Raw genomic sequence first — 21940 nt, 5'->3', positions numbered from 1 at the left:
TCAGTGCCGGCCCCGCCAGCCGTTCCCGGTGCCGGTGCCGCGCTCGGCGTCCTGCTCGGCCTGCCACTTCTCGTAGGCGTCCACGATGTCCCCGACCAGCCGGTGGCGCACCACGTCGGAGCTGGTCAGCGTGGCGAAATGCAAGTCTTCCACGCCTTCCAGGATCTCACGCACCACCCGCAGGCCCGACTTCTGCCCGGTCGGCAGGTCGACCTGCGTGATGTCGCCGGTCACCACGATCTTCGAGCCGAAGCCGAGCCGGGTGAGGAACATCTTCATCTGCTCGGGCGTGGTGTTCTGCGCCTCGTCGAGGATGATGAACGCGTCGTTGAGGGTGCGGCCGCGCATGTAGGCCAGCGGCGCGATCTCGATCGTGCCGGCCTGGATCAGGCGCGGGATCGAGTCCGGGTCGACCATGTCGTGCAGCGCGTCGTAGAGCGGCCGCAAGTAAGGATCGATCTTCTCGGACAGCGTGCCCGGCAGGAAGCCGAGCCGTTCCCCGGCCTCGACCGCCGGGCGGGTGAGGATGATCCGGGTGATCGCCTTGGCCTGCAGCGCCTGCACGGCCTTCGCCATCGCCAGGTACGTCTTGCCGGTGCCTGCCGGGCCGACCCCGAACACGATCGTGTGCTTGTCGATGGCGTCGACGTAGCGCTTCTGGTTCAGCGTCTTGGGACGGATGGTGCGGCCGCGCCGGGACAGGATGTCCATGCTGAGCACCTCGGCCGGCGACTCCGCGCCGCCTGCCGACAGCATGCCCACGGTGCGGCGGACGGTGTCCGGGCCGACCTGCTGGCCGCGCCCGGCCAGCGCGACCAGTTCGGCGAACACGCGCTCGCCGAACGCGACGTCCGCGGGCCCCCCGGTGAGGGTGACCTCGTTGCCCCGGACGTGGACGTCGGCGGCCAGCAGTTCCTCGGCCACCCGCAGGTTCTCGTCGCGGGATCCGAGCAGCGTCAGCACCGCGCCGTCCGGAATGGGGAACCGGGACTGGGCGCTGCGCGTGCTCCGTGCGGTTCCGGTGGTCTCAGTGACGTCCCCGGCGCTGTCGGGAACGTCCGATCGGGCGGCTCCACCCTGTGCGGTTCCGGCCAAGTGTCCTCGGGCCTGCCTTCTGCGTTTCCGCTGCTCTCTTCCTGCTTACCCCATCGATGCTAGCGGGCCGGGCGGGGCGCGTGCAGTCGGTTACTTCGCGAGTCGCCCGAAGAACCCGAGCTGTTCCCCGCCCAGGACGTGCGCGTGCACGTGGAAGACGGTCTGGCCGGCGTCACTCTCCGTGTTGAAGACCACGCGGTAGCCGGACTCGGCGATGCCCTCGAGTTCCGCGACCTTCGCGGCCGTCGTCAACACGTCGGAGAGCAGTTGCGGATCGGCGGCGGCCAGCTCGGCGACATTCCGGTAACGCTTCTTCGGGACCACGAGCACGTGCACGCGAGCCTGCGGCTGGATATCCCGAAACGCGAAAGTCGTTTCAGTTTCGTACACCTTCTCGCTCGGGATCTCACCCGCGATGATCCGCTCGAACAGCGTCTCGGCATCACTCATGCGTCGAACCCTATCGCGTGCGGGAAGTGCGGTGACGCAAGGGAAGTCGCGACTCGCGGTAGACGCCGCGGGGCGGTGGAGCCTGGGGGTCGCTCCACCGCCTCCGCGGCTCCGCCGGACCGAGGGGGGAGGTGTCCGGCGGGGCTTTGGGCACCCGGGGCCGACCCCAGGTGTCGTGTGGGTCAGGGTAATGGGTGCGATGCCCGGTGCGCCACAGTCGACAGCCAATTTTTTCCAGGTTTCGAAGACGGGCGGTACGCGAATCAGCCGTTGAGCCGCTTGCGGTGCGGTTTCCGTGATGGTCCACCAGGGTGCCCGGTTCCACGGTTCGCCTGGTCCGGCGACGACAGCGCGTGACCGGCGGCGGGGGGTCAGTCCCAGCGGGAGGTCATCGCGCCGAGGGCGCCCAGGGCCACCGCGGCCGCGGTGGACGTGCGCAGCACCGTCGGTCCCAGCCGGACCCCGACCGCACCCGCCGACGTCAGGGCGTCCACCTCGCCGTCGGTGATGCCGCCTTCCGGGCCCACCACCAGCAGCAGGTCACCGGCGGCGGGCAGCGACAGCTCGGTCAGCCGCCGCGAAGCACTGCCCTCCAGCACCACCGCGCACACCGCCCTGGCCGCCACCGCCGCCAGCTCGGCCGTGCTCACCGGCTCGCGCACCGGCGGCACCCATGCTCGCCGGGCCTGCTTGGCCGCCGCGCGCGCCGTGTTCTGCCAGCGGGCCAGCGCCTTCGCCCCGCGCGGGCCCTCCTCCCAGCGCACCACGCTGCGCTCGGCCCGCCACGGCAGGATCTCGTCCGCGCCGGCCTCCGTCGCCAGCTCCACGGCCAGCTCGCCGCGGTCGCCCTTGGCCAGCGCCTGCGCCACCACGACCCGCAGCGCGGGCGCGGCCTCCGTCCACCGCCGGGAAACCTCCAGGTCCAGCACCGGTTCACGGCCCGGCCGGACCTCCGCGATCACGCACTCCGCGGCCGAGCCGCGCCCGTCGGAAGCGACCAGCCGCTCCCCCGCGCGCATGCGCCGCACGGTCGCCGCGTGGCGGGCCTCCTCGCCGGACAACACGAACCGCGGCCCCGCCGGCATCTCCTCGACCAGGAACACCGGCGGCGTGGTGGACGGCATTACTTGTGGCTCTTGGCGCGCAGCTTCGAGAACAGCCCGCCCTGGTGCCGCCCGTTGGACGTCACCCCGGCCTCCTCGCCGCGCAGCTGGGCCAGCTGCTGCAACAGCTCGCGCTGGGCTTCGTCGATCTTGGTCGGCACCGTGACGTCCACGTGGACGTGCAGGTCACCCCGCCCGTCGACCCGCCCGGACGAGCGCAGCCGCGGCATGCCCATCCCCGCCAGCACCAGCTCGGTGCCCGACTGGGTGCCCGGGTCCACCGACAGCTCGTACTCGCCGTCGATCAGGGTCTCCAGCGGCACCGTCGCGCCCAGCGCGGCCGCCGTCATCGGGATCCGCAGGTTGCAGTGCAGGTCGTGGCCCTCGCGCACGAACACCTCGTGCGGCTCCTCGTCGACCTCGATGTAGAGGTCACCGGCCGGGCCGCCACCGGGGCCGACCTCGCCCTGGGCCGACAGCCGGATCCGCATCCCGTCGCCGACACCGGCCGGGATCTTCGCGGTCACCGAACGGCGGGCGCGCACCCGGCCGTCGCCACCGCACTGGCGGCACGGGTCGGTGATGACCTCGCCGAAGCCGCGGCACACCGGGCACGGCCGCGAGGTGACGACCTGGCCGAGGAAGGACCGCTGCACGGACTGGATCTCACCCTGCCCGCCACACGTGTCGCAGGTCTTGACGGTGCCGCCAGGAGCGGTGCCGTTGCCGTGGCACTGGTCACACAGCACCGCGGTGTCGACGGTGATCTCCTTGTCGACCCCGGTCGCGCACTCTTCGAGGCTGAGGCTGATCCGGATCAGGGCGTCCGAGCCGGGCTGGACGCGGCTGCGCGGGCCGCGCCCGCGGCCGCCGCCGGTGGCCGCGCCGAAGAAGGCGTCCATGATGTCGCCGAGACCGCCGAACCCGCCGAACGGGTCGCCGCCGCCACCACCGGCGCGGGCCCCGTTGTCCAGCGGATCGCCGCCGAGGTCCACGATCTTGCGCTTCTGCGGGTCCGACAGGACCTCGTACGCCGTGGTGACCTCGCTGAACTTGTGCTGGGCGTCCTCGGACGGGTTGACGTCGGGGTGCAGCTCGCGGGCGAGCTTGCGGTAGGCGCGCTTGATCTCCTGATCACTCGCGTTCTTGGGCACCCCGAGGATGCCGTAGTAGTCCCTGGCCACCTTCTGAACCGTCCTCCTAGACAAGCATCGCCCTGGCTAGCCGCCGGCCAGGATCTGCCCCACGTAGTTGGCCACCGCGCGCACCGCGGCGATCGTGCCGGGGTAGTCCATCCTCGTCGGACCGACCACCCCCATACCGCCGAGCAGCATGTCGTTCTTGCCGTAGCCGATCGACACGACCGAGGTGCTGCGCATCTGCTCGTCTTCATTCTCTTCACCGATGCGAACGGTGACCGCACCGGGGTTGCGCGCCGCGGCGAGCAGCTTGAGCACCACAACCTGTTCCTCGAGCGCCTCGAGCACCTGGCGCAGCGATCCGGGGAAGTCGGCGACGCTGCGGGTGAGGTTCGCCGTGCCGCCGAGGACCAGGCGTTCCTCGGGGTGCTCGACCAGGTGCTCGACCAGCAGCGTGCAGATCCGCACGAGCGCGTCGCGCAGCTCGCCGGGCGCCTGGTCGGGCAGTTCGGTGACCCGGGTCGCCGCGTCGGTGAGGCGGCGCCCCGCCAGCGCCGCGTTGAGCATCTCGCGGATGCGGGCGACGTTCTCCTCGGTCATCACGTCGCCGAGGTCGACGGTGCGCTGGTCGACCCGCCCGGAGTCGGTGATGATCACCAGCATCAGGCGCGCCGGTGTGAGTGGCACCACTTCCAGGTGGCGCAGCGACGAGTTCGACATCGTCGGGTACTGGATGACCGCGACCTGCCTGGTCAGCTGCGCGAGCAGCCGCACCGACCGGCGCAGGACGTCGTCCAGGTCCAGCGCCCCGTCGAGGAAGCTGATGATGGCGCGCCGCTCGGCCGGGCTCAGCGGCTTGACCTCGGACAACTTGTCGACGAAGAGCCGGTAGCCCTTGTCGGTGGGAATGCGTCCGGCGCTGGTGTGGGGCTGGGTGATGTACCCCTCCTCCTCCAGCACCGCCATGTCGTTGCGCACCGTCGCGCTGGATACGCCGAGACTGTGCCGGTCCACGAGCGCCTTGGAGCCGACCGGCTCGTGGGTCGACACGTAGTCCGCGACGATGGCGCGCAGGACCTCGAAGCGACGCTCCTCCGAGCTGGGCACGCCTCACCTCCGAACTCCTACGGCGGGTATCTCACCCCGAGTTTACGGAAGACGAGGGCGGCGTGTCCCAGCTCGGTGAGCGGGCGCTCAGGAGTTGCGCGGGAAGCCCAGGTTCACCCCGCCCTGCGACGGGTCCGGCCAGCGCGAGGTGACGACCTTCGTCCGGGTGAAGAAGTGGAACCCCTCCGGCCCGTAGGCATGGCTGTCGCCGAAGAGGGAGTCCTTCCAGCCGCCGAACGAGTAGTACCCGACGGGCACCGGGATGGGCACGTTGAGCCCGACCATCCCGACCTCGACCTCGTTCTGGAACCGCCGCGCGGCGCGGCCGTCGTTGGTGAAGATCGCCGTGCCGTTGCCGTAGGCGTTGGCGTTCACCAGCCCCAGCGCGTCGTCGTAGCTGCCTGCCCGGACGACCGACAGCACCGGGCCGAAGATCTCGTCGGTGTAGATCGACATGTCGGTGCGCACCCGGTCGAACAGCGTCGGCCCGAGCCAGAACCCGCCACCGGGCACCGAAACCGACCGGCCGTCCACCACGAGCGACGCCCCCGCGGACACGCCGGCATCCACATAGGACTGCACTCGGTCGCGGTGCGCCGCGGTCACCAGCGGGCCCATCTCCGAGTCCGGCGACCGCCCGTCGCCGACCGTCAGCGAGCCCATCCGCGAGGCGATCTTCGACACCAGCTCGTCACCGACCGGATCCACGGCGACCACCACGGACACCGCCATGCACCGCTCCCCCGCCGAGCCGAACCCGGCCGACACGGCGGCGTCCGCGGCGAGGTCGAGGTCGGCATCGGGCAGCACGACCATGTGGTTCTTCGCCCCGCCCAGCGCCTGCACCCGCTTGCCGTGCGCGGTGGCGGTCTCGTAGACGTACCGCGCGATCGGCGTCGAGCCGACGAACGAGATCGCCTTGACGGTCGGGTGCGTCAGCAGCCCGTCGACCGCGACCTTGTCCCCGTGCAGCACGTTGAGCGCCCCGTCCGGCAACCCGGCCTCGGCGAACAGCTCGGCGATGAACAGCGACGCCGACGGGTCCTTCTCGCTCGGCTTCAGCACGACCGTGTTGCCGCAGGCCAGCGCGTTGGGCACGAACCACAGCGGCACCATCGCCGGGAAGTTGAACGGCGAGATCACCCCGACCACGCCGAGCGGCTGCGCGATCGAGTACACGTCCACGCCGGTGGAGGCGTTCTCGCTGAACCCACCCTTGAGCATCTGCGGCGCGCCGCAGGCGTACTCGACGTTCTCGATGGCGCGGGCGATCTCACCGGCCGCGTCGGAGAGCACCTTGCCGTGTTCGGCGGTGATGATCGCCGCCAGCTCGTCCTTGCGGTGGGTGAGCAGCTCGCGGAACCGGAACAGCACCCGCGACCGCGCCGCGAGCGAGGTGTCCCGCCAGCCGGGGAAGGCGCGCGCGGCCGCCGACACGGCCTCGTCCACCTGCCCGCCACCGGCGAAGTCCACGCGCGCGCGCACTTCACCGGTGGCGGGGTCGAACACCTCCCCGGTCCGGTCCGGAACCCCAGCCCACGGCTTGCCGTCGATCCAGTGGCTGATCCGCTGCGTCACTTCCGCGCCTCCTGCACGGCGGCGATCGACTCCCGGAGGATTTCGAGCGCCTCGCCGGTCTCGTCGTCGGTCAGGGTCATCGGCGGCGCCAGCCGGATCACGTTGCCGTGCAGCCCGCCCTTGCCGACCAGCAGACCACGGGCGCGCGTCTCCTCCAGCACCAGGCGCGCGGACTCCGGGCTCGGCACCCCGTCCGGCTCGACCAGCTCGACGCCGATCATCAGTCCCTTGCCGCGCACGTCGCCGACCACGTCGTAGCGCTCGGCGATGTCGCGCAGCCCGGTCAGCAGCCGCGCGCCCTGCTTCGCCGCGTTGCCTTGCAGGTCGTGGCTGAGCAAGTAGTCCAGCGTCGCCTTCGCGCCCGCGGTGGACACCGGGTTGCCGCCGAAGGTCGAGATCGAGTTCGCGGTGATGGAGTCCATCAGCTCGCCGCGCGCGACGACGCCGCCGATCGCCAGCCCGTTGCCGAGGCCCTTGGCGAACGTCATCGCGTCCGGCGTGACGCCGTGCGCCTGGATGCCCCAGAAGTGCTCGCCGGTGCGGCCCCAGCCGGTCTGGACCTCGTCGGAGATCAGCAGGATCCCGTACTCGTCGAGGACCTCCTTGAAGGCGGCGAACAACCCGTCCGGCGGCACGTTGAACCCGCCGACACCCTGGATCGGCTCGGCGATCAACGCGGCCACGTCCCCCGACGTGGTGGTCTCCAGGACGTCGCGCAGGTCGTCGGTGCAGGCGCGCACGTAGTCGGCGTCGGACAGGTTCCGGAACGCGTCCCGGTAGCGGTAGCCGCCCTGGACGTAGGAGACCTTGACGGGCGAGAGCGAGCTGGCCGACCAGCCGCGGTTGCCGGTGATGCCGATCGTGGCGAACGCCCGGCCGTGGTAGCTGTTGCGCATCGCGAGCACCTGGTTGGAGCGGCGGTACTGGGTCGCGAGCATCAGCGCGGTCTCGTTGGCCTCGGTGCCGGAGTTGGTGAAGAACACCTTCGCGTCCGGGATGCCGCTCAGCTGCGCGATCTGCTCGGCGAGCTCGACCTGCTTGCGGACCAGGTACAGCGTCGAGGTGTGCAGGACGCCGGAGTCGACCTGGGCGCGGATGGCGTCGGAGATCTCCGCGACGTCGTAGCCGATGGCGTTGGTGAGGATGCCGGCGAAGAAGTCCAGATAGGTGGTGCCGGAGGAATCGGTGACCCGCCTCCCCTGCGCTCGCACGATCTCCAGGGGCTCGTCGTAGTACAGGGCCAGCCAGTTCGGCAGGACCGCCCGGTGCCGGGCCAGCAGCTCCGATTCGCTCATGCCCGCCAGTCTCGGTGGCCGCCGCGCCCGGCCACCACACACAACATGTACCCAATGGCCGGATCGGCCGTACAGTCTGCTTTCTGCGGAGGTGGTGGCGCTTGTACCCGACGGTCGCGGACGTGCTGGCCCTGCCGGTGCTGCGGCACGGCCGCCCGAAGGTCGTGGCCGGCGGGCAGAAGCTGGACACCCGCGTGCGCTGGGTGCACGTCGCCGAGGTCGCCGACATCGGGCACCTGCTCAAGGGCGGCGAGCTGGTCCTCACCACCGGGATCGCGCTGCCGGACGACGCCGCGCAGCTGGCGAAGTACGTGGACGGGCTCGCCGAGGCCGGGGTCGCCGGGCTGGTGGTCGAGCTGGTCCGGCACTGGAGCGACGCGTTGCCGCGGGCGCTGGTCGACGCGGCCGCGCGGCACGAACTGCCGTTGATCACCCTGTCCCGCGAGACGCGGTACGTCGCGGTCACCGAGGCGGTGAACGGGCTGATCGTGGACGCCCAGGTCGCCGAGCTGCGCGCGGCCGAGCACGTGCACCAGGTGTTCACGCAGCTCACCGTCGCGGGCGCGGAGCCGGCCGAGGTGCTGCGCGAGGTCGCGCGCATGACCGAGTCGCCGGTCGTGCTGGAGACCCTGGCCCACGAGGTGCTCGCCTACGACTCCGCCGGCACCGATCCGGCCGAGCTGCTGACCGGCTGGCCGTCCCGTTCCCGCACCGTGCACCTGGGCGAGCGCACCGGCTACCACGCCGACGCGGGCTGGCTGGTCACCGTCGTCGGCGCGCGCGGGCACGACTGGGGACGGCTGGTGGTCGTGTGCGACGAGCCGCCGCCGGACCGGCACGTCGTGGTCGCCGAGCGGGCGGCGTCCGCGCTCGCGGTGCACCGGCTGGTCGCGCGCGAGGCGGACAGCCTGGAGCGGCAGGCGCACCGGGCGGTGCTCGCGGAGCTGATGACCTCGCCCGCCCCGTCCACCGAGCTGCTGGCCCGCGCGTCGGCGCTGGGTGCGGTGTTGTCCGGGCGTCTGGTGGGCGTCGCGGTCCGGCCGCGGATGACCGCGTCGCAACGGCAGGCGGCATCCGCGCCGACGGTGCTGCGGGACCTCGCCGAGACTGTCTCCCTGGCCACCCGCCGGGCGAAGGTGTCCGCACTCGTGGCGGTCGTCGACGATGTCAGCGTGCGCGCGTTGTTGTCGCTGTCGCCGCAGGCCAACGTCGACGCGGTGCTGCGGCGGCTGTCCGCCGAGCTGCGGGCGCGGCCGACGTCGGTGCCCGCGGTGCTGGCGGTCGGCACGGTCGTGGACAGCGCCGCCGACGCCCGCCGCAGCCTGGTCGAGGCCGCCCACGTCGCCGCGGCGGCGCTGCGCTCGGACACCGACCGCGAGGTGCACCGCCTGCAGGACGTCCGCCTGCGTGGGCTCCTGCACCTGCTCGCCGACGACGAGCGTGTCCGGGCCTTCGCCGAGCGCGAGCTGGGTCCGCTGCTGTCGCGGGACGCGGCATCGGGCACCCGGCTGGTCCAGGCGCTGCGGCACTACTGCGAGCACGGCGGCAACAAGTCCGCGGCGGCCGCGGCGGCGCACACCTCCCGCACCGCCTACTACCAGCAGCTCGCGCGCATCGAGCAAGTGCTCGGCGTGCCGCTGGAGGACCCTGAATCGATGCTGTCGCTCTACCTCGCGCTGCTGGCCCATGATCTTTTCGACGATCACCCGAACCGGTAACACAGATCCGGGCTGGACCGGCCGATAGCCCCGATATGCCTTTTTCCGCCCTACTCCCCGCCGCGGCGTCGGTGCTGGCCCTGGCCGCCCCGCCCGCCCAGACCCCCGCGGCCAGCCTGATGCTCTCCCTGCAGGACGGCGCGGGCCGGGTCGTCACCGTGAGCCTGGACTGCCACCCGGCGGGCGGCAGCCACCCCGGCAAGACCAAGGCCTGCGCCACGCTGACCACTGTGGACGGCGACATCGAGCGCATCCCCGGCGAGGCGACGGTGTGCCCGATGATCTACAGCCCGACCACGGCCACCGCGAAGGGCCACTGGCGCGGCAAGCCGGTGGTGTACACCCACACCTTCGGGAACAAGTGCGCCGCGGCCGCCGAGTCCGGCGGGGTCTTCGAATTCTGAACCCGTGTTTCAACCGGGTTGACCAGCTGTCACAACCGGCTTTCACATCCGGGTGATGCACCGGCCCGCGCCGGACGCAATCGACACAATGCGTTCCGACGCGGGCAACGGTGAACACTCTGACAGTGCCTCCCCCGCGGCGGGGACGAGCAGGATTCCGCAATGGAACCCACCTCGCAGCTCACGCGACCGGACGGCCGGGTGGATCTCAGCGACACCGCGCCGATCCGGGGTAGCCGGTTCTTCAACGACGAGCTGGCTCCGGTGCCCGTCGAAAAGCGCACCTGGAGCACCTACAACTATTTCGCCCTGTGGATGGGAATGGCGCACAACATTCCCAGCTACGCGCTCGCCGCGTCGTTGATCGCGCTGGGGATGAACTGGCTCCAGGCGCTCATCACGATCACCCTGGGCAATCTGATCGTGCTCGTTCCCATGTTGCTCAACAGCCACGCCGGCACCAAGTACGGAATCCCGTTCCCGGTGTTCGCGCGTGCCTTCTACGGCGTCCGGGGCGCGAACCTGGCCGCGCTGCTGCGGGCGTTCATCGCGTGCGGATGGTTCGGCATCCAGACGTGGGTCGGCGGCGAGGCGATCTACATCCTGGTCGGCAAGCTGACCGGGTCCGGGTGGCGCAACGCGGCCGAGCTGGGCGGACAGCCGTGGACGCTGTGGCTGTCGTTCGGCGTCTTCTGGGTGGTCCAGATGCTGATCATCTGGCGCGGCATGGAGGCCGTGCGGCGGTTCGAGAACTGGACCGCGCCGCTGGTGTCGGTCGGGTTCCTAATCCTGCTCGCCTACGTGCTCATCAAGGCGGGCGGCCTCGGCCCGATCCTGTCCGAGCCAGCGAAGCTCGGCTGGGGCGCCGGCTTCTGGAAGATCTTCGCGCCGTCGCTGATGGCGATGATCGCGTTCTGGTCGACGCTGTCGCTGAACATGCCGGACTTCACCCGCTTCGGCGGCAGCCAGCGCAAGCAGGCCCGCGGCCAGGTGCTCGGCCTGCCGACCACGATGACGTTCATCGCGATCGTGGCGATCCTGACCACCTCCGGCGGCCAGGTGCTCTACGGCGAGGCGATCTGGGACCCGGCGCAGCTGGCCGACCGGTTCTCCAGCCCGGCGCTGGTGGTGGTCGCGCTGATCGCGCTGGTGCTCGCCACGATCTCGGCGAACCTCGCGGCGAACGTGGTCAGCCCCTCCTACGACTTCTCCAACGCCTTCCCCAAGCGGATCACCTTCGCCGTCGGCGGCCTGATCACCGGCGTGATCGGCGTGGTGATCATGCCGTGGGAACTCTACTCCGACCCGGACATCTACATCTTCGCCTGGCTGGGCTTCTACGGCGGCGTCCTCGGCGCGGTCGCCGGGGTGCTGGTGGCCGGGTACTGGGTCGTCAAGCGCACCAACCTGGACCTGGCCGGGCTCTACGCCGAGGGCGGGCGGTACTGGTTCCGCGCGGGCTGGAACTGGCGCGCGCTGGTGGCCACGGCCGTGGGCGGGGTGCTCGCCGTCGGCGGCGCCTACACCGCGCCGGGTTCGCAGGGGCCGTTCCCCGCCGACGGGCTGATCCCGTTCCTCAAGCCCGTCTACGACTACAGCTGGGTGGCCGGCCTGGCCGGCGCCTTCGTCGTCTACCTCGCGCTGTCCTGGGCGCACCGTCAACCGAAGGAGGAAACCCGTGAGCAATCTGGTCCGAGCCGCGTTGGTACAGCAGCGGTGGACGGGTGACAAGGACTCGATGATCGCCGGCGCGGCCGACGCGATCGGCACCGCCGCCTCGCAGGGCGCGCAGGTCGTGTGCCTGCAGGAGCTGTTCTACGGACCGTACTTCTGCCAGGTGCAGGACGCCGACTACTACTCCTACACCGAGGGCATCCCGGACGGCCCGACGACGAAGCTGCTGCAGGAGGTCGCCGAGCGGCACGGCATCGTGATCGTGGCGCCGATGTACGAGGAGGAGCAGGCCGGCGTCTACTACAACACCGCGGCGGTGATCGACGCCGACGGCAAGTACCTGGGCAAGTACCGGAAGAACCACATCCCGCAGGTCAAGGGCTTCTGGGAGAAGTTCTACTTCCGGCCGGGCAACACCGGCTACCCGGTGTTCGACACCGCGGTCGGCCGCATCGGCGTCTACATCTGCTACGACCGGCACTTCCCGGAGGGCTGGCGCGCGCTGGGCCTGGCCGGGGCGAAGATCGTGTTCAACCCGTCGGCGACCAGCCGCGGCCTGTCGCAGTACCTGTGGCGGCTGGAACAGCCCGCCGCGGCGGTGGCGAACGAGTACTACGTCGGCGCGATCAACCGGGTCGGCGTGGAACCGCTGGGCGACAACGACTTCTACGGCCAGACCTACTTCGTCGACCCGCGCGGCGAGCTGGTCGGCGAGGCCGCCTCCGACACCGAGGACGAGGTCGTGGTGCGGGACCTGGACATGGACAAGCTGGGTGAGGTCCGGGACCTGTGGCAGTTCTACCGCGACCGCCGCCCGGACTCCTACGACTCGATCGTGGCGCCCTGAGGGAGAACGCATGCGCACGCTGATCAAGGGCGGCACCGTGCTGTCCACCACCGGGGCGAGCCGCGCGGACGTGCTCGTCGAGGGCGAGACGATCGCCGCGGTCGCCGCGCCGGGGCTGTTCGAGACCGCAGACGAGGTGATCGACGCGACCGGGAAGTACGTGCTGCCCGGCGGGATCGACGCCCACACCCACATGGAGATGCCGTTCGGCGGCACGTTCTCGCACGACACCTTCGAGACCGGCACCACCGCGGCCGCGTGGGGCGGCACCACCACGATCATCGATTTCGCGGTGCAGCCCAAGGGTTCCACACTGCAGCCGACGCTGGACAAGTGGCACGAGAAGGCCGACGGCAACTGCGCCGTCGACTACGGGTTCCACATGATCCTGTCCGACGTCAACGACACCACGCTGAAGGAGATGCAGGCCTGCATCGACGCCGGGGTGTCCAGCTTCAAGATGTTCATGGCCTACCCGGGCGTGTTCTACTCCACCGACGGCGAGATCCTGCGCGCGATGCAGCAGGCGAGGCAGACCGGCGCCACGATCATGATGCACGCGGAGAACGGCATCGCGATCGACGAGCTGGTCGCGCAGGCGCTCGCCGAAGGCAAGGGCGATCCGGTGCAGCACGGGCTGACCCGGCCGCCGGAGCTGGAGGGCGAGGCGACGTCGCGGGCGATCCGGCTCGCGCAGGTGACCGGCGCGCCGCTCTACATCGTGCACCTGTCGGCGTCGCAAGCGCTTGCGGCCGTCGCGGAAGCGCGGAACACGGGGCAGAACGTGTTCGCCGAGACCTGCCCGCAGTACCTCTACCTGTCCATCGAGGACCTGGCCAAGCCGGACTTCGAGGGCGCGAAGTACGTCGCGTCCCCGCCGCTGCGGGAGAAGTGGCACCAGGGCGACCTGTGGCGCGGGCTGCGCACGAACGACCTGAGCGTGGTGTCGACCGACCACTGCCCGTTCTGCTTCAAAGACCAGAAGGAGCTCGGCCGCGGGGACTTTTCGAAGATCCCCAACGGGATGCCGGGTGTCGAGCACCGGATGGACCTGCTGCACCAGGGCGTGGTGGCAGGCGAGATCTCGCTGGGCCGCTGGGTCGAGGCGTGCTCGACCACCCCGGCGCGGATGTTCGGCCTGTACCCGCGCAAGGGCGTGATCGCGCCCGGCTCGGACGCCGACATCGTGGTCTACGACCCGGCGGCGAAGCAGACGTTGTCCGCCGAGACGCACCACATGAACGTGGATTACTCGGCGTACGAGGGCTTCGAGATCACCGGGAAGGTCGAGACCGTGCTCTCGCGTGGCCGCGTGATCGTGTCGCCGTCCGGGTTCACCGGCAGCGCCGGGCACGGGAAGTTCCTGTCCCGCGACCTGTGCCAGTACCTGAACTAGGGAGCCGTCATGGACTTCGGTGTGGTGCTGCAGACGGATCCGCCCGCGCGCGAGGTGATCCGGCTGATGAAGGCGGCGGAGGACTGCGGGTTCGGCTACGGCTGGACGTTCGACTCCGTGGTGCTGTGGCAGGAGCCGTTCGTCATCTACTCGCAGATCCTGGCCGCCACCTCGGCGATGACGGTCGGGCCGATGGTCACCAGCCCGGGCACCCGGGACTGGTCGGTGCTCGCGTCGTTGTTCGCCACGCTCAACGACATGTTCGGCAACCGCACGGTGTGCGGGATCGGGCGCGGCGACTCGGCGCACCGGGTGATCGGCAAGCGACCGTCCACATTGGCCACGGTCCGGGACGCGATGCACGCGATCAAGGAGCTGGCCGAGGGCAGGGAGGTGGTGCTCGGCGACACCCCGGCGCGCATCCCGTGGGTGCGCGGCGGGCGGCTGGAGATGTGGATGGCCGGGTACGGGCCGAAGGCGCTGCAGCTGGCGGGCGAGCACGCGGACGGGTTCATCCTCCAGTGCGCCGACCCGGCGATCGCGGAGTGGACCATCGGCTCGGTCCGCGAGGCGGCCCGCGCGGCGGGACGGGACCCGGCCGGCATCACGATGTGCGTCGCGGCGCCCGCCTACGTCGGTGACGACCTGCCGCACCAGCGCGACCAGCTGCGCTGGTTCGGCGGGATGGTCGGCAACCACGTCGCGGATCTGGTCGCCCGCTACGGCGAGTCCGGCCCGGTGCCGCACGAGCTGACCGACTACATCCGCGAGCGGCAGGGCTACGACTACGCCCACCACGGCAAGGCGGGCAACCCGTCGACCGACTTCGTCCCGGACGAGATCGTCGACCGGTTCTGCCTGACCGGCCCCGCGGGGGCGCACGTGGCGCGGCTGCAGGAACTGGCCGCCCTGGGGGTCGACCAGTTCGCCGTGTACCTGATGCACGACCAGCGCGAACAGACGCTGCACGCGTACGGCGAGCAGATCATCGGCAAGCTGGGATGAGGACCCCGCCGGGTGGCGGGCAACGTCCGCCACCCGGCGGGGTCCTGGCCGGGTCAGGATGGTGTTCCACACCGTCGTGACCAGGAGGCCCGATGACCACCAGCACCCCGTACGGTCCGCCGCCGGCGTTCGACCCCGAAGCCGCGGCCATGCTCGACGTCATCGCCGAGCACGTCCCGCCCTCAATCCGGCCGGACATGATCCCCGCGATGCGCGAGGGCATGGGCGCGCGCCTGCTCTCCGACGACGAGCTGTGTCAGGACGGGCGCATCGAGCTGGCGGACCGGCGGGTGTCGGACCAGGTGTCCGTGGTGGTCGGCCGCCCCACAGGGCTGCGCACACCGGCGCCCGGGATCTACTGGATCCACGGCGGCGGCATGGTCGTGGGCACCAACCGCGTCGGGCTCGACGAGCCGCTGGCCTGGGCGCTGGAGCTGGGGCTGGTCGTGGTGTCGGTGGAGTACCGGCTGGCCCCCGAGCACCCGCATCCGGTGCCGGTCGACGACTGCTACGCCGGGTTGCTGTGGACCCACGAGCACGCGGCGGAGCTGGGCATCGATCCGTCCCGGCTGGTCGTGGCCGGGGGCAGCGCGGGCGGTGGGCTGAGCGCGGCGGTCGCGCTGATGGCCCGGGACCGCGGCGGACCGCGGCTGACGGGTCAGCTGCTGGTCGCGCCCATGCTGGACGACCGCAACGAGACCCCGTCGACGCACCAGATGAAGGGGCTCGGCGTGTGGGACCGCACGTAGAACGACACCAGCTGGACGGCGCTGCTCGGCTCCGCGCGCGGCGGCCCGGACGTCTCCCCGTACGCCGCCCCGGCGCGGGCCGCCGACCTGTCCGGGCTGCCGCCGGCGTTCATCGACGTCGGCTCGGCGGAGTCCTTCCGGGACGAGGACGTGGACTACGCGCGGCGGATCTGGCTGGCGGGCGGGCCGGCCGAGCTGCACGTGTGGCCGGGCGGCTACCACGGGTTCGACTCGTTCGCGCCGCAGGCCGAGATCTCCCGGGCCGCGAAGGCCGCGCGGTTGCGATGGCTGCGCCGGATCCTCGCCGAGTGACACCATGGACCGGTGAGAGAGCTGGCAGGGCGGCTGGCCGCGCTCGACCCGGAGGCGGGCGCCGCGGTCAGGGTGATCGCATACTTCGACCGCCTCGTCGACGGGCACGCCGGGCTGGAGGCGCTGGTCCGCGGCGCGGCCACCCTCGCCGGCTGCGCCGCGCGGCTGGAGGCGCCCGGCAGGCGGATCAGGGTCTCGGCCGACGGTCGGCGATCGGACCTGGACACTCCGGTCGATCCCGCTTGGCCAGGTGTGGACGGGCTGTGGCTGGAGCGGCCGGGCCCGCCCTCCGCGGTGGATGCGATGGTCCTGGAACGCGCCGACGCCGCGATCCGGCTCGTGCTGGAGCGGGACCGGGTGCCGGAGCCCGTCGAGGTCGTGCTGGACGGCACCGCGTCCCCGCAGGCCAGGGAGAAGGCGGCGCGGCGGCTGGGCCTAGGGGCGACAGCGCGTGCCATCGCCTACGCCGACGGCACGGCCGGGGTGATGATCACTCCGCCGGCCGGGGCACGCGCGGGCATCGGCCCCGCGGTGCCCGTGCTGGACCTGCCGTCGTCGCTGGCCGCGGCCCGGACGGCGGTGCGATTCACCGCCGAAGGCACCCCGGACGACCCGGGTCCGCGGGTGGTCCGCGCGGACGAGCTGGGCGGGCTGGTGGTGCTCGCCGAGGCCGTACGGCCGGGCAGCGAACCGGTTCCGGACGTGCGTGCCCTTGAGCGCGCGGCCGCGTCGGCACCGTGGATGCTCGCGACGCTCGACGCCGTGGCCACCAGCTCCAGCCTGCGCGCGGCGGCCGCCGCGCTCACCGTGCACCACTCGACGCTGCAGGACCGGCTGGCCCACGCGGAAACCCTGCTGGGCTGGTCGGTGCACGACCCGTCCGGCCGCCTGCGCCTGCAGGTCGCACTGGCGCTACGGCGGCTGCACCGTCAGTCGACGACCGCCTGATACACCAGCTGCCGCAGGTACTGCCGGATCGGGTGGGTGCTGGACGGCAGCAGCTGCGTGAAGAACAACGCTGTGATCTCCGCGGCGGGATCGACCCAGAACGCGGTGCTCGCCGCGCCGCCCCAGGCGAACTCGCCCTCGCTGGACAGGGTTTTCGCCTTCACCGGGTCGGTCAGGACGGAGAAGCCGAGCCCGAAACCGAAGCCGTGGAAGGGCATTTCGGCGAACAGCGGACGTCCGTATGCCTCCAGGTCCACGCCGCCCGGCAGGTGGTTGCTCGTCATCAGGTCGACGGTGCGCGGGCCGAGCAGCCGGACCCCGTCGAGTTCGCCGCGGTTCAGCAGGAACTGGGTGAACCGGTGGTAGTCCGCGGCCGTGGACACGAGCCCGCCACCGCCGGACAGGCAGGCGGGCTTCTCGAGCCCGGACCGCCCGAAGGCTTCGTTGCGGACGGCCTTGCCGGTACCGGGATCCGGCACGTACAGCGCGGCGAACTTGTCCGTGGAATCAGTGGCGAAACCCGTGTTGCCCATGCCCAGCGGCTCGAAGATCCGCCGAGCGAAGAACTCGTCCAGCGGCTGCCCGGACACCACCTCCACGAGCCGGCCGAGGACGTCCGTGGCGACCGAGTAGTTCCACTCCGCGCCGGGCTGGAAGACCAGCGGCAGCTCCGCCCACCGCCGCGTGCACTCGGCGAGGTCGGCGCCCGGCGGGGTCCCCCACTCGAAGCCGTTGGCGCGGTAGATCGCGTCGACCGGGTGGGCGTGGTGGAAGCCGTAGGTGAGCCCGGCGGTGTGGGTGAGCAGGTGCCACACGCGGATCGGCTCGGTGGCCGGTTCGGTGACCGGTTTGAGCGCGGAGCCCTTGACGAACACCCGCGGCTCGGCGAACTCCGGCAGCCAGCGGGCGATCGGGTCGGTGAGCTCGAAGGCGCCCTCCTCGTAGAGCACCATCACGGCGACGGACGTGATCGGCTTGGTCATCGAGAAGATGCGCCAGCGCGTGTCCATTTCGACCGGAAGGCCCGCCTCGACGTCCCGGTGGCCCCGCCGCGCGACGTAGGCGATCTTGCCTCGCCTGCTGACCACGGCGAGCCAGCCGGGTAGCCGGCCGTCGTCCACGTACCGGCCGAAATGCCCTTCGATCCGGTCCAGCCGCCGCGCGTCGAACCCCACCTCGGCGGGGTCGGTGTCCACCTTCAGCTCCGTCGCCATGATCTCGTTCTACTCCAGCCGGGCTCGACAGACCAGCGTCGCGCGGTGAAAGCCGGAAAAATCTGTCTTTCGGTAGATGTGCGGCGATTTGCGCGCTCCTAGAATGATCAGCAGAACCGAAACCACAAAGGACAGAAGGAAAACCATGGCCTCGCAGCAGTCCACGATCAGCCCGCGCCGCACCGGCAATCCTGACAACGGCGCTCGGCCCGCACCGCTCACCGCGCCGGCGCCACCGCGAAGAACCCGTCCAGCACGACATTCACCACCCGCCGCACGGCGTCGTCCTGGTGCACCGCGGCAGATCCCGCCGTGATCGCCGCTTCCACCATTTCGAACACCAGCAACAGAACCGTCGGCTGCACATCCGCGCGCAACTGCCCATCAACCTGCGCGCGGCGGAAAGCCGGGGTCAGGATCGTGATCAGCGCGTTCGTCTTCTGCTGCTGGTAGCGCACCGGCAACTCCCGGAACAGGCGGACCAGCGGCCGCCGGGAGACCTGCATGGCCAGCACCATCGCCAGCAGTTCCCGGAACGGGCGGGGCGCGGCCTCCTGGTGCTTCACCATCCGGCACAGCGCCCGCAGTTGTTGCGCCGCCACCGCCAAGCCGAGCGCGCGGCGGTCGGGGAAGTGCCGGTAGACCGTCGCGCGGCCGAGGCGCGCCCGGCGGGCGATCTCCTCCAGCGGGACGACGTCCACACCCTCCGCGAACGCCTCGTCGGCCACGCGCAGGATCGTCTCGCGGTTGCGCAGGGCGTCGCTGCGGTGCGTGCTCAACTCCGGCGACCTCGCATCAGCCGGATGCTACCGGCGAGTAATGAGGTCCGCACATCGTTCCATGTCTCGGTTCACCTCCCTAAACTCCCGCCCGTCACCAAACCCGCACACACCGCAACGGAGGACCCATGCCCGCTCTGAGCCGCCGCACCGTGATCAAGGGGGCGGCCGCCGCCACGGGCCTGCCCCTCCTGCCGGGCGCCGCGTCCGCGAGCCGGGTGCCGGTCACCCGCGAGGAGCACCGGGTCGTGGTCATCGGCTCCGGCTTCGGCGACGGCGTGACCGCACTGCGGCTCGCGCAGGCCAGGATGCCCGTGCACGTCCTCGAACGCGGCATCAGCTGGCCCACCGGCCCGAACGCCGAGACCTTCCCCCACCCCACCGCGCCGGACAAGCGGATCTTCTGGCTCGGCTCCGAGCCCAACCTGTTCGGGCTCGTGTCGTTCCCGTTCGAGCGCTACACCGGACTGCTGGAACGCGTGCCGGGCAACGGCATGGACATCATGTGCGCGGCCGGTGTCGACGGCGGATCGCTGATCTACCAGGGCATGACGCTCCAGCCGACCGAGGAGGTTTTCAACGCCAACTTCCCCGAGCAGCTCGACTACGCGCGCATGGACCAGGTGTACTACCCGCGCGTGGCGAGCATGCTGCGCATCGCCACCGCGCCCGACGAGCTGATCGCCAGCCCGGCCTACGCGGCGGCGCGCGTCTTCGCCCGCAACGCCCGCGCCGCGGGCCACTTGGTCGAGAAGATCCCGATGCCGATCGACTGGAGCTACGCCCTGCGCGAGCTGAAGGGTGAGATGAAACAGTCCTACACCAACGGAGACCGCGCGTTCGGCGTCAACAACGGTGGCAAGCACTCGGTCGACGTCACCTACCTCGCGGCCGCGGAGGCCACCGGCCACTGCACCGTCGCGACCCTGCACAACGTCACCGACGTGGCGGTGGCTCCCGTCGGGCGCTGGCTGATCCACGTGGACCGGATCGACACCGGCGGCGTCGTGCTCGAAAAGAAGGTGCTCACCGCGAATGCCCTCGTGATGGCGGCCGGCACGGCGAACACCACCAAGCTGCTGATGCGGGCCGGCGCCACTGGCGGGATTCCCGACCTGCCGGACGGCCTCGGCACGAACTGGGGTTCCAACGGCGACCAGATCTGCACCTGGACCAGCCTCGCCGACGACCTCGGCTCCCCGCAGGGCGGTCCGGTCATCTACGGCAGCGAGGAGTGGGTCGACCCGGCACTGGCCAACACGGTCATCCAGGCCTTCCTCCCGCCGCTGCCGAACCTGCGCACCACGATGCTCGTCGGCTACGGCGTGAGCGCGGGCCGCGGCCACTTCGTCTACGACGCGGCCAAGGACGACGCGGTGTTGCAGTGGCCGGGCAGCGCGGACGCGAAGCTGGCTCGGCGCATTCACAAGCGGATCACCGACATCGGCGGAGCCGCCGCCGTCAAGCTCAACACCACGACGCTCGTGCCGAGCACGTGGCACCCGCTCGGCGGCGCGTCCATGGGCACGGTCTGCGACCTCGCCGGCCGCGTCCTCGGCCACCGCGGGCTCTACGTGCTCGACGGCGCCCTGATGCCGGGACACCGCCGCGTGCAACCCGTCCATGACCATCGCCGCCATCGCCGAACGGGCCCTGGACGAGATCGTCGCCCGGGACGCGGGCGCTGTCTTCTGAGGAGGCCGATGAACCGTACCGTCGTCCTGTCCCCGTCGCGACGGTGCTCGCCGGCACCGGGCCACCACCCACACCCCGCAACGACGAAGAAGCCCGCGACGACCATCGCCCCGTCACCTTAACCCCATAGGGGACATCCCCCGGCCACCGCCTTGGGGCCCACGATGAACACCCGCACCAGCTGCCGACGCCCCGGCGGCTGCTCAGGAGGTGCATACCGAATCGACCGAAACCGCAACAACAATCTGCCCCGCAGCACACCCTTCGCCGGTCGCAGTGCCGCTCAGCAGTCCCAGGTGACCGGCAACCGGTGCACGCCGTAGATGCTCATGTCGTGTCGCAGCGGCACCTCGTCGGCCGGGACGGCCAAGCGCAGCGTCGGGAACCGGGCGAAGAGCGCGGGGATGGCGACGCGCATTTCGACGCGGGCCAGTTGCTGGCCTAGGCATTGGTGGATGCCGTGGCCGAAAGCCAGGTGCCCGGCGGCGTGCCGGCGCAGGTCGAGCGTGTCCGGGTCCGGGAACCGCTCCGGGTCGCGGTTCGCGGCGTTGGCGGTGATGGTGACCGACTCGCCGGCCTGGATCACCTGACCGTCCAGCTCGACGTCCTCCAGCGCGGCCCGGACACCGGTGTCGGCGATGGTCAGGTAGCGGAGCAGCTCTTCGACCGCGCTGTCCGCGAGGGCCGGGTCGTCGCGGAGCGCGGCGAGCTGGTCCGGGTCGCGCAGCAGGGCGAAGGCGCCCAGCGCGATCATGTTCGCGGTGGTGTCCAGGCCTGCGCCCAGCAGGAACGTGCCGATGCCGGACAGTTCCTCGTCGGTCAGGTCGCTCGTGGTGCGGTTGCCGAGCACGTCGTCGGTGGGCTCGGCGCGTTTGGCCCGCACCAGGGGTCATCAGTGCCGCCACCTGGGTGTGGAAGAACTCGCGGTCGGAGTAGGGCACGCCGAGCAGCTCGCAGATCATCACCGCGGGTACTGGGCGCGCGCAGGCCTGGAACAGGTCCACCGAGGGGCCGTGCTGCGCCATCGCGTCCCGGTGTTCGGTGGCGACTTCCTCGACCCGGTCGGTGAGCTGACGCATCCGGCGGACGGTGAACTTCCCGGCGAGCAGCTTGCGGTAGCGGGTGTGCTCGGGCGCGTCGATGCCGGTGAGGTCGCCGACCGGGGCCCGCGGGACGTCGCCGTCCAGGCCGGGGAGCGGGTAGTGCATGAGCTCGTACCACGAGGTGAACCGCGAGTCGCCGAGGACGGCGCGGGCCTGGGCGTGACCGGTGACCAGCCGGCCGCGGTGCCCGTCCGGGTAGGACATGCGCACAAGGGGCCGGTGTGCCCGGATCTCGCCCAGCTCGGCGGGCGGGTCGAAAGGGCAGCCGGCGGGACGGACGGTGGGCAGCCAGGCGAGTTCTTCCTGTTCCATGACCGCAGCGTGCGGGC

At 71.2% G+C, this 21940-nt stretch carries 17 protein-coding genes and 3 pseudogenes; 9 read left to right on the top strand and 11 right to left on the bottom strand.

All coding sequences use genetic code 11. The features are described from left to right. The 7 genes from AMETH_RS09625 to AMETH_RS09595 all read right to left on the bottom strand — a co-directional run bounded on the left by AMETH_RS09625 (position 1) and on the right by AMETH_RS09595 (position 7767). Positions 1 to 1095: a PhoH family protein gene (locus AMETH_RS09625; protein WP_026152972.1), complete on the bottom strand. Its 1095-nt coding sequence runs from the start codon at positions 1093 to 1095 to the stop codon at positions 1 to 3. A 90-nt stretch (positions 1096 to 1185) separates the two neighbouring features. Then, a complete protein-coding gene (locus AMETH_RS09620; RefSeq protein ID WP_017981230.1) occupies positions 1186 to 1545 on the bottom strand; it encodes a histidine triad nucleotide-binding protein in 360 nt (119 codons plus the stop codon). A 371-nt stretch (positions 1546 to 1916) separates the two neighbouring features. Then, the gene (locus tag AMETH_RS09615) at positions 1917 to 2669 is read right to left on the bottom strand and encodes a 16S rRNA (uracil(1498)-N(3))-methyltransferase (protein WP_017981229.1); all 753 of its coding nucleotides are present in this window, start codon (positions 2667 to 2669) and stop codon (positions 1917 to 1919) included. After that, the gene (gene dnaJ, locus AMETH_RS09610) at positions 2669 to 3832 is read right to left on the bottom strand and encodes a molecular chaperone DnaJ (protein WP_017981228.1); all 1164 of its coding nucleotides are present in this window, start codon (positions 3830 to 3832) and stop codon (positions 2669 to 2671) included. The genes AMETH_RS09615 and dnaJ overlap by 1 nt, the downstream gene beginning before the upstream one ends. A 36-nt stretch (positions 3833 to 3868) precedes the next feature. After that, complete coding sequence (gene hrcA, locus AMETH_RS09605) at positions 3869 to 4894, bottom strand: heat-inducible transcriptional repressor HrcA (protein WP_017981227.1); 1026 nt, start codon at positions 4892 to 4894, stop codon at positions 3869 to 3871. A gap of 87 nt (positions 4895 to 4981) precedes the next feature. Continuing rightward, the gene (locus AMETH_RS09600) at positions 4982 to 6472 is read right to left on the bottom strand and encodes a CoA-acylating methylmalonate-semialdehyde dehydrogenase (RefSeq protein ID WP_017981226.1); all 1491 of its coding nucleotides are present in this window, start codon (positions 6470 to 6472) and stop codon (positions 4982 to 4984) included. Beyond that, positions 6469 to 7767, bottom strand: coding sequence for an aspartate aminotransferase family protein (locus tag AMETH_RS09595; protein WP_017981225.1), 1299 nt, complete (start codon positions 7765 to 7767; stop codon positions 6469 to 6471). Before AMETH_RS09595 ends, AMETH_RS09600 begins: the two co-directional genes overlap by 4 nt. A 101-nt stretch (positions 7768 to 7868) precedes the next feature. On the opposite strand from AMETH_RS09595, the gene AMETH_RS09590 reads away from it, so the two are divergent. The 8 genes and pseudogenes from AMETH_RS09590 to AMETH_RS09555 all read left to right on the top strand — a co-directional run bounded on the left by AMETH_RS09590 (position 7869) and on the right by AMETH_RS09555 (position 16820). After that, complete coding sequence (locus AMETH_RS09590) at positions 7869 to 9485, top strand: PucR family transcriptional regulator (RefSeq protein WP_017981224.1); 1617 nt, start codon at positions 7869 to 7871, stop codon at positions 9483 to 9485. A gap of 35 nt (positions 9486 to 9520) precedes the next feature. Then, positions 9521 to 9889 carry an SSI family serine proteinase inhibitor gene (locus AMETH_RS09585; protein WP_017981223.1) on the top strand — a complete coding sequence of 123 codons (369 nt, stop codon included), beginning with the start codon at positions 9521 to 9523 and terminating at the stop codon, positions 9887 to 9889. Between the two features lie 162 nt (positions 9890 to 10051). Then, a complete protein-coding gene (locus AMETH_RS09580; RefSeq protein WP_017981222.1) occupies positions 10052 to 11617 on the top strand; it encodes an NCS1 family nucleobase:cation symporter-1 in 1566 nt (521 codons plus the stop codon). Continuing rightward, positions 11568 to 12410: a nitrilase-related carbon-nitrogen hydrolase gene (locus tag AMETH_RS09575; protein ID WP_026152971.1), complete on the top strand. Its 843-nt coding sequence runs from the start codon at positions 11568 to 11570 to the stop codon at positions 12408 to 12410. Before AMETH_RS09580 ends, AMETH_RS09575 begins: the two co-directional genes overlap by 50 nt. Before the next feature lie 10 nt (positions 12411 to 12420). Then, a complete protein-coding gene (gene hydA / locus AMETH_RS09570; RefSeq protein ID WP_017981220.1) occupies positions 12421 to 13806 on the top strand; it encodes a dihydropyrimidinase in 1386 nt (461 codons plus the stop codon). 9 nt (positions 13807 to 13815) lie between these two features. Continuing rightward, positions 13816 to 14811, top strand: coding sequence for a TIGR03842 family LLM class F420-dependent oxidoreductase (locus AMETH_RS09565; RefSeq protein WP_017981219.1), 996 nt, complete (start codon positions 13816 to 13818; stop codon positions 14809 to 14811). A 92-nt stretch (positions 14812 to 14903) separates the two neighbouring features. After that, positions 14904 to 15872 (top strand): annotated as a pseudogene (locus tag AMETH_RS09560) (alpha/beta hydrolase). 12 nt (positions 15873 to 15884) lie between these two features. After that, a complete protein-coding gene (locus AMETH_RS09555; RefSeq protein WP_017981216.1) occupies positions 15885 to 16820 on the top strand; it encodes a helix-turn-helix domain-containing protein in 936 nt (311 codons plus the stop codon). Here AMETH_RS09555 and AMETH_RS09550 read toward each other — a convergent pair. The 3 genes from AMETH_RS09550 to AMETH_RS09545 are packed head-to-tail and all read right to left on the bottom strand — an operon-like array spanning position 16802 to position 18813. Then, complete coding sequence (locus AMETH_RS09550) at positions 16802 to 18034, bottom strand: serine hydrolase domain-containing protein (protein WP_017981215.1); 1233 nt, start codon at positions 18032 to 18034, stop codon at positions 16802 to 16804. The two genes, AMETH_RS09555 and AMETH_RS09550, sit on opposite strands and share 19 nt — an antisense overlap. 9 nt (positions 18035 to 18043) lie before the next feature. After that, on the bottom strand, positions 18044 to 18217 hold the full coding sequence (locus AMETH_RS37860) for a hypothetical protein (protein ID WP_156131635.1): 174 nt from the start codon (positions 18215 to 18217) through the stop codon (positions 18044 to 18046). Positions 18218 to 18252: 35 nt separating this feature from the next. Next, on the bottom strand, positions 18253 to 18813 hold the full coding sequence (locus tag AMETH_RS09545; protein WP_017981214.1) for a TetR/AcrR family transcriptional regulator: 561 nt from the start codon (positions 18811 to 18813) through the stop codon (positions 18253 to 18255). 128 nt (positions 18814 to 18941) lie between these two features. Between AMETH_RS09545 and AMETH_RS09540 the strand changes: the two are divergent. Then, positions 18942 to 20508: pseudogene (locus tag AMETH_RS09540) on the top strand (GMC oxidoreductase). 283 nt (positions 20509 to 20791) lie between these two features. Here the strand turns inward: AMETH_RS09540 and AMETH_RS09535 are convergent. Continuing rightward, positions 20792 to 21923 (bottom strand): annotated as a pseudogene (locus tag AMETH_RS09535) (cytochrome P450). Positions 21924 to 21940: the final 17 nt, after the last annotated feature.

It is taken from the genome of Amycolatopsis methanolica 239 (assembly GCF_000739085.1).
GTDB classification, from domain to species: domain Bacteria; phylum Actinomycetota; class Actinomycetes; order Mycobacteriales; family Pseudonocardiaceae; genus Amycolatopsis_E; species Amycolatopsis_E methanolica.
Note: the sequence above shows the minus strand (reverse complement) of the source record. Positions and strands in the feature narration are given on the sequence as shown.

What these genes read in the sequence shown, in the direction of transcription:
- AMETH_RS09620 (WP_017981230.1), bottom strand. Translation starts at nt 1,545, where the DNA reads ATGAGTGATGCCGAGACGCTGTTCGAGCGGATCATCGCGGGTGAGATC.
- AMETH_RS09615 (WP_017981229.1), bottom strand. Translation starts at nt 2,669, where the DNA reads ATGCCGTCCACCACGCCGCCGGTGTTCCTGGTCGAGGAGATGCCGGCG.
- AMETH_RS09595 (WP_017981225.1), bottom strand. Translation starts at nt 7,767, where the DNA reads ATGAGCGAATCGGAGCTGCTGGCCCGGCACCGGGCGGTCCTGCCGAAC.
- AMETH_RS09585 (WP_017981223.1), top strand. Translation starts at nt 9,521, where the DNA reads ATGCCTTTTTCCGCCCTACTCCCCGCCGCGGCGTCGGTGCTGGCCCTG.
- AMETH_RS09580 (WP_017981222.1), top strand. Translation starts at nt 10,052, where the DNA reads ATGGAACCCACCTCGCAGCTCACGCGACCGGACGGCCGGGTGGATCTC.
- hydA (WP_017981220.1), top strand. Translation starts at nt 12,421, where the DNA reads ATGCGCACGCTGATCAAGGGCGGCACCGTGCTGTCCACCACCGGGGCG.
- AMETH_RS09565 (WP_017981219.1), top strand. Translation starts at nt 13,816, where the DNA reads ATGGACTTCGGTGTGGTGCTGCAGACGGATCCGCCCGCGCGCGAGGTG.
- AMETH_RS09550 (WP_017981215.1), bottom strand. Translation starts at nt 18,034, where the DNA reads ATGGCGACGGAGCTGAAGGTGGACACCGACCCCGCCGAGGTGGGGTTC.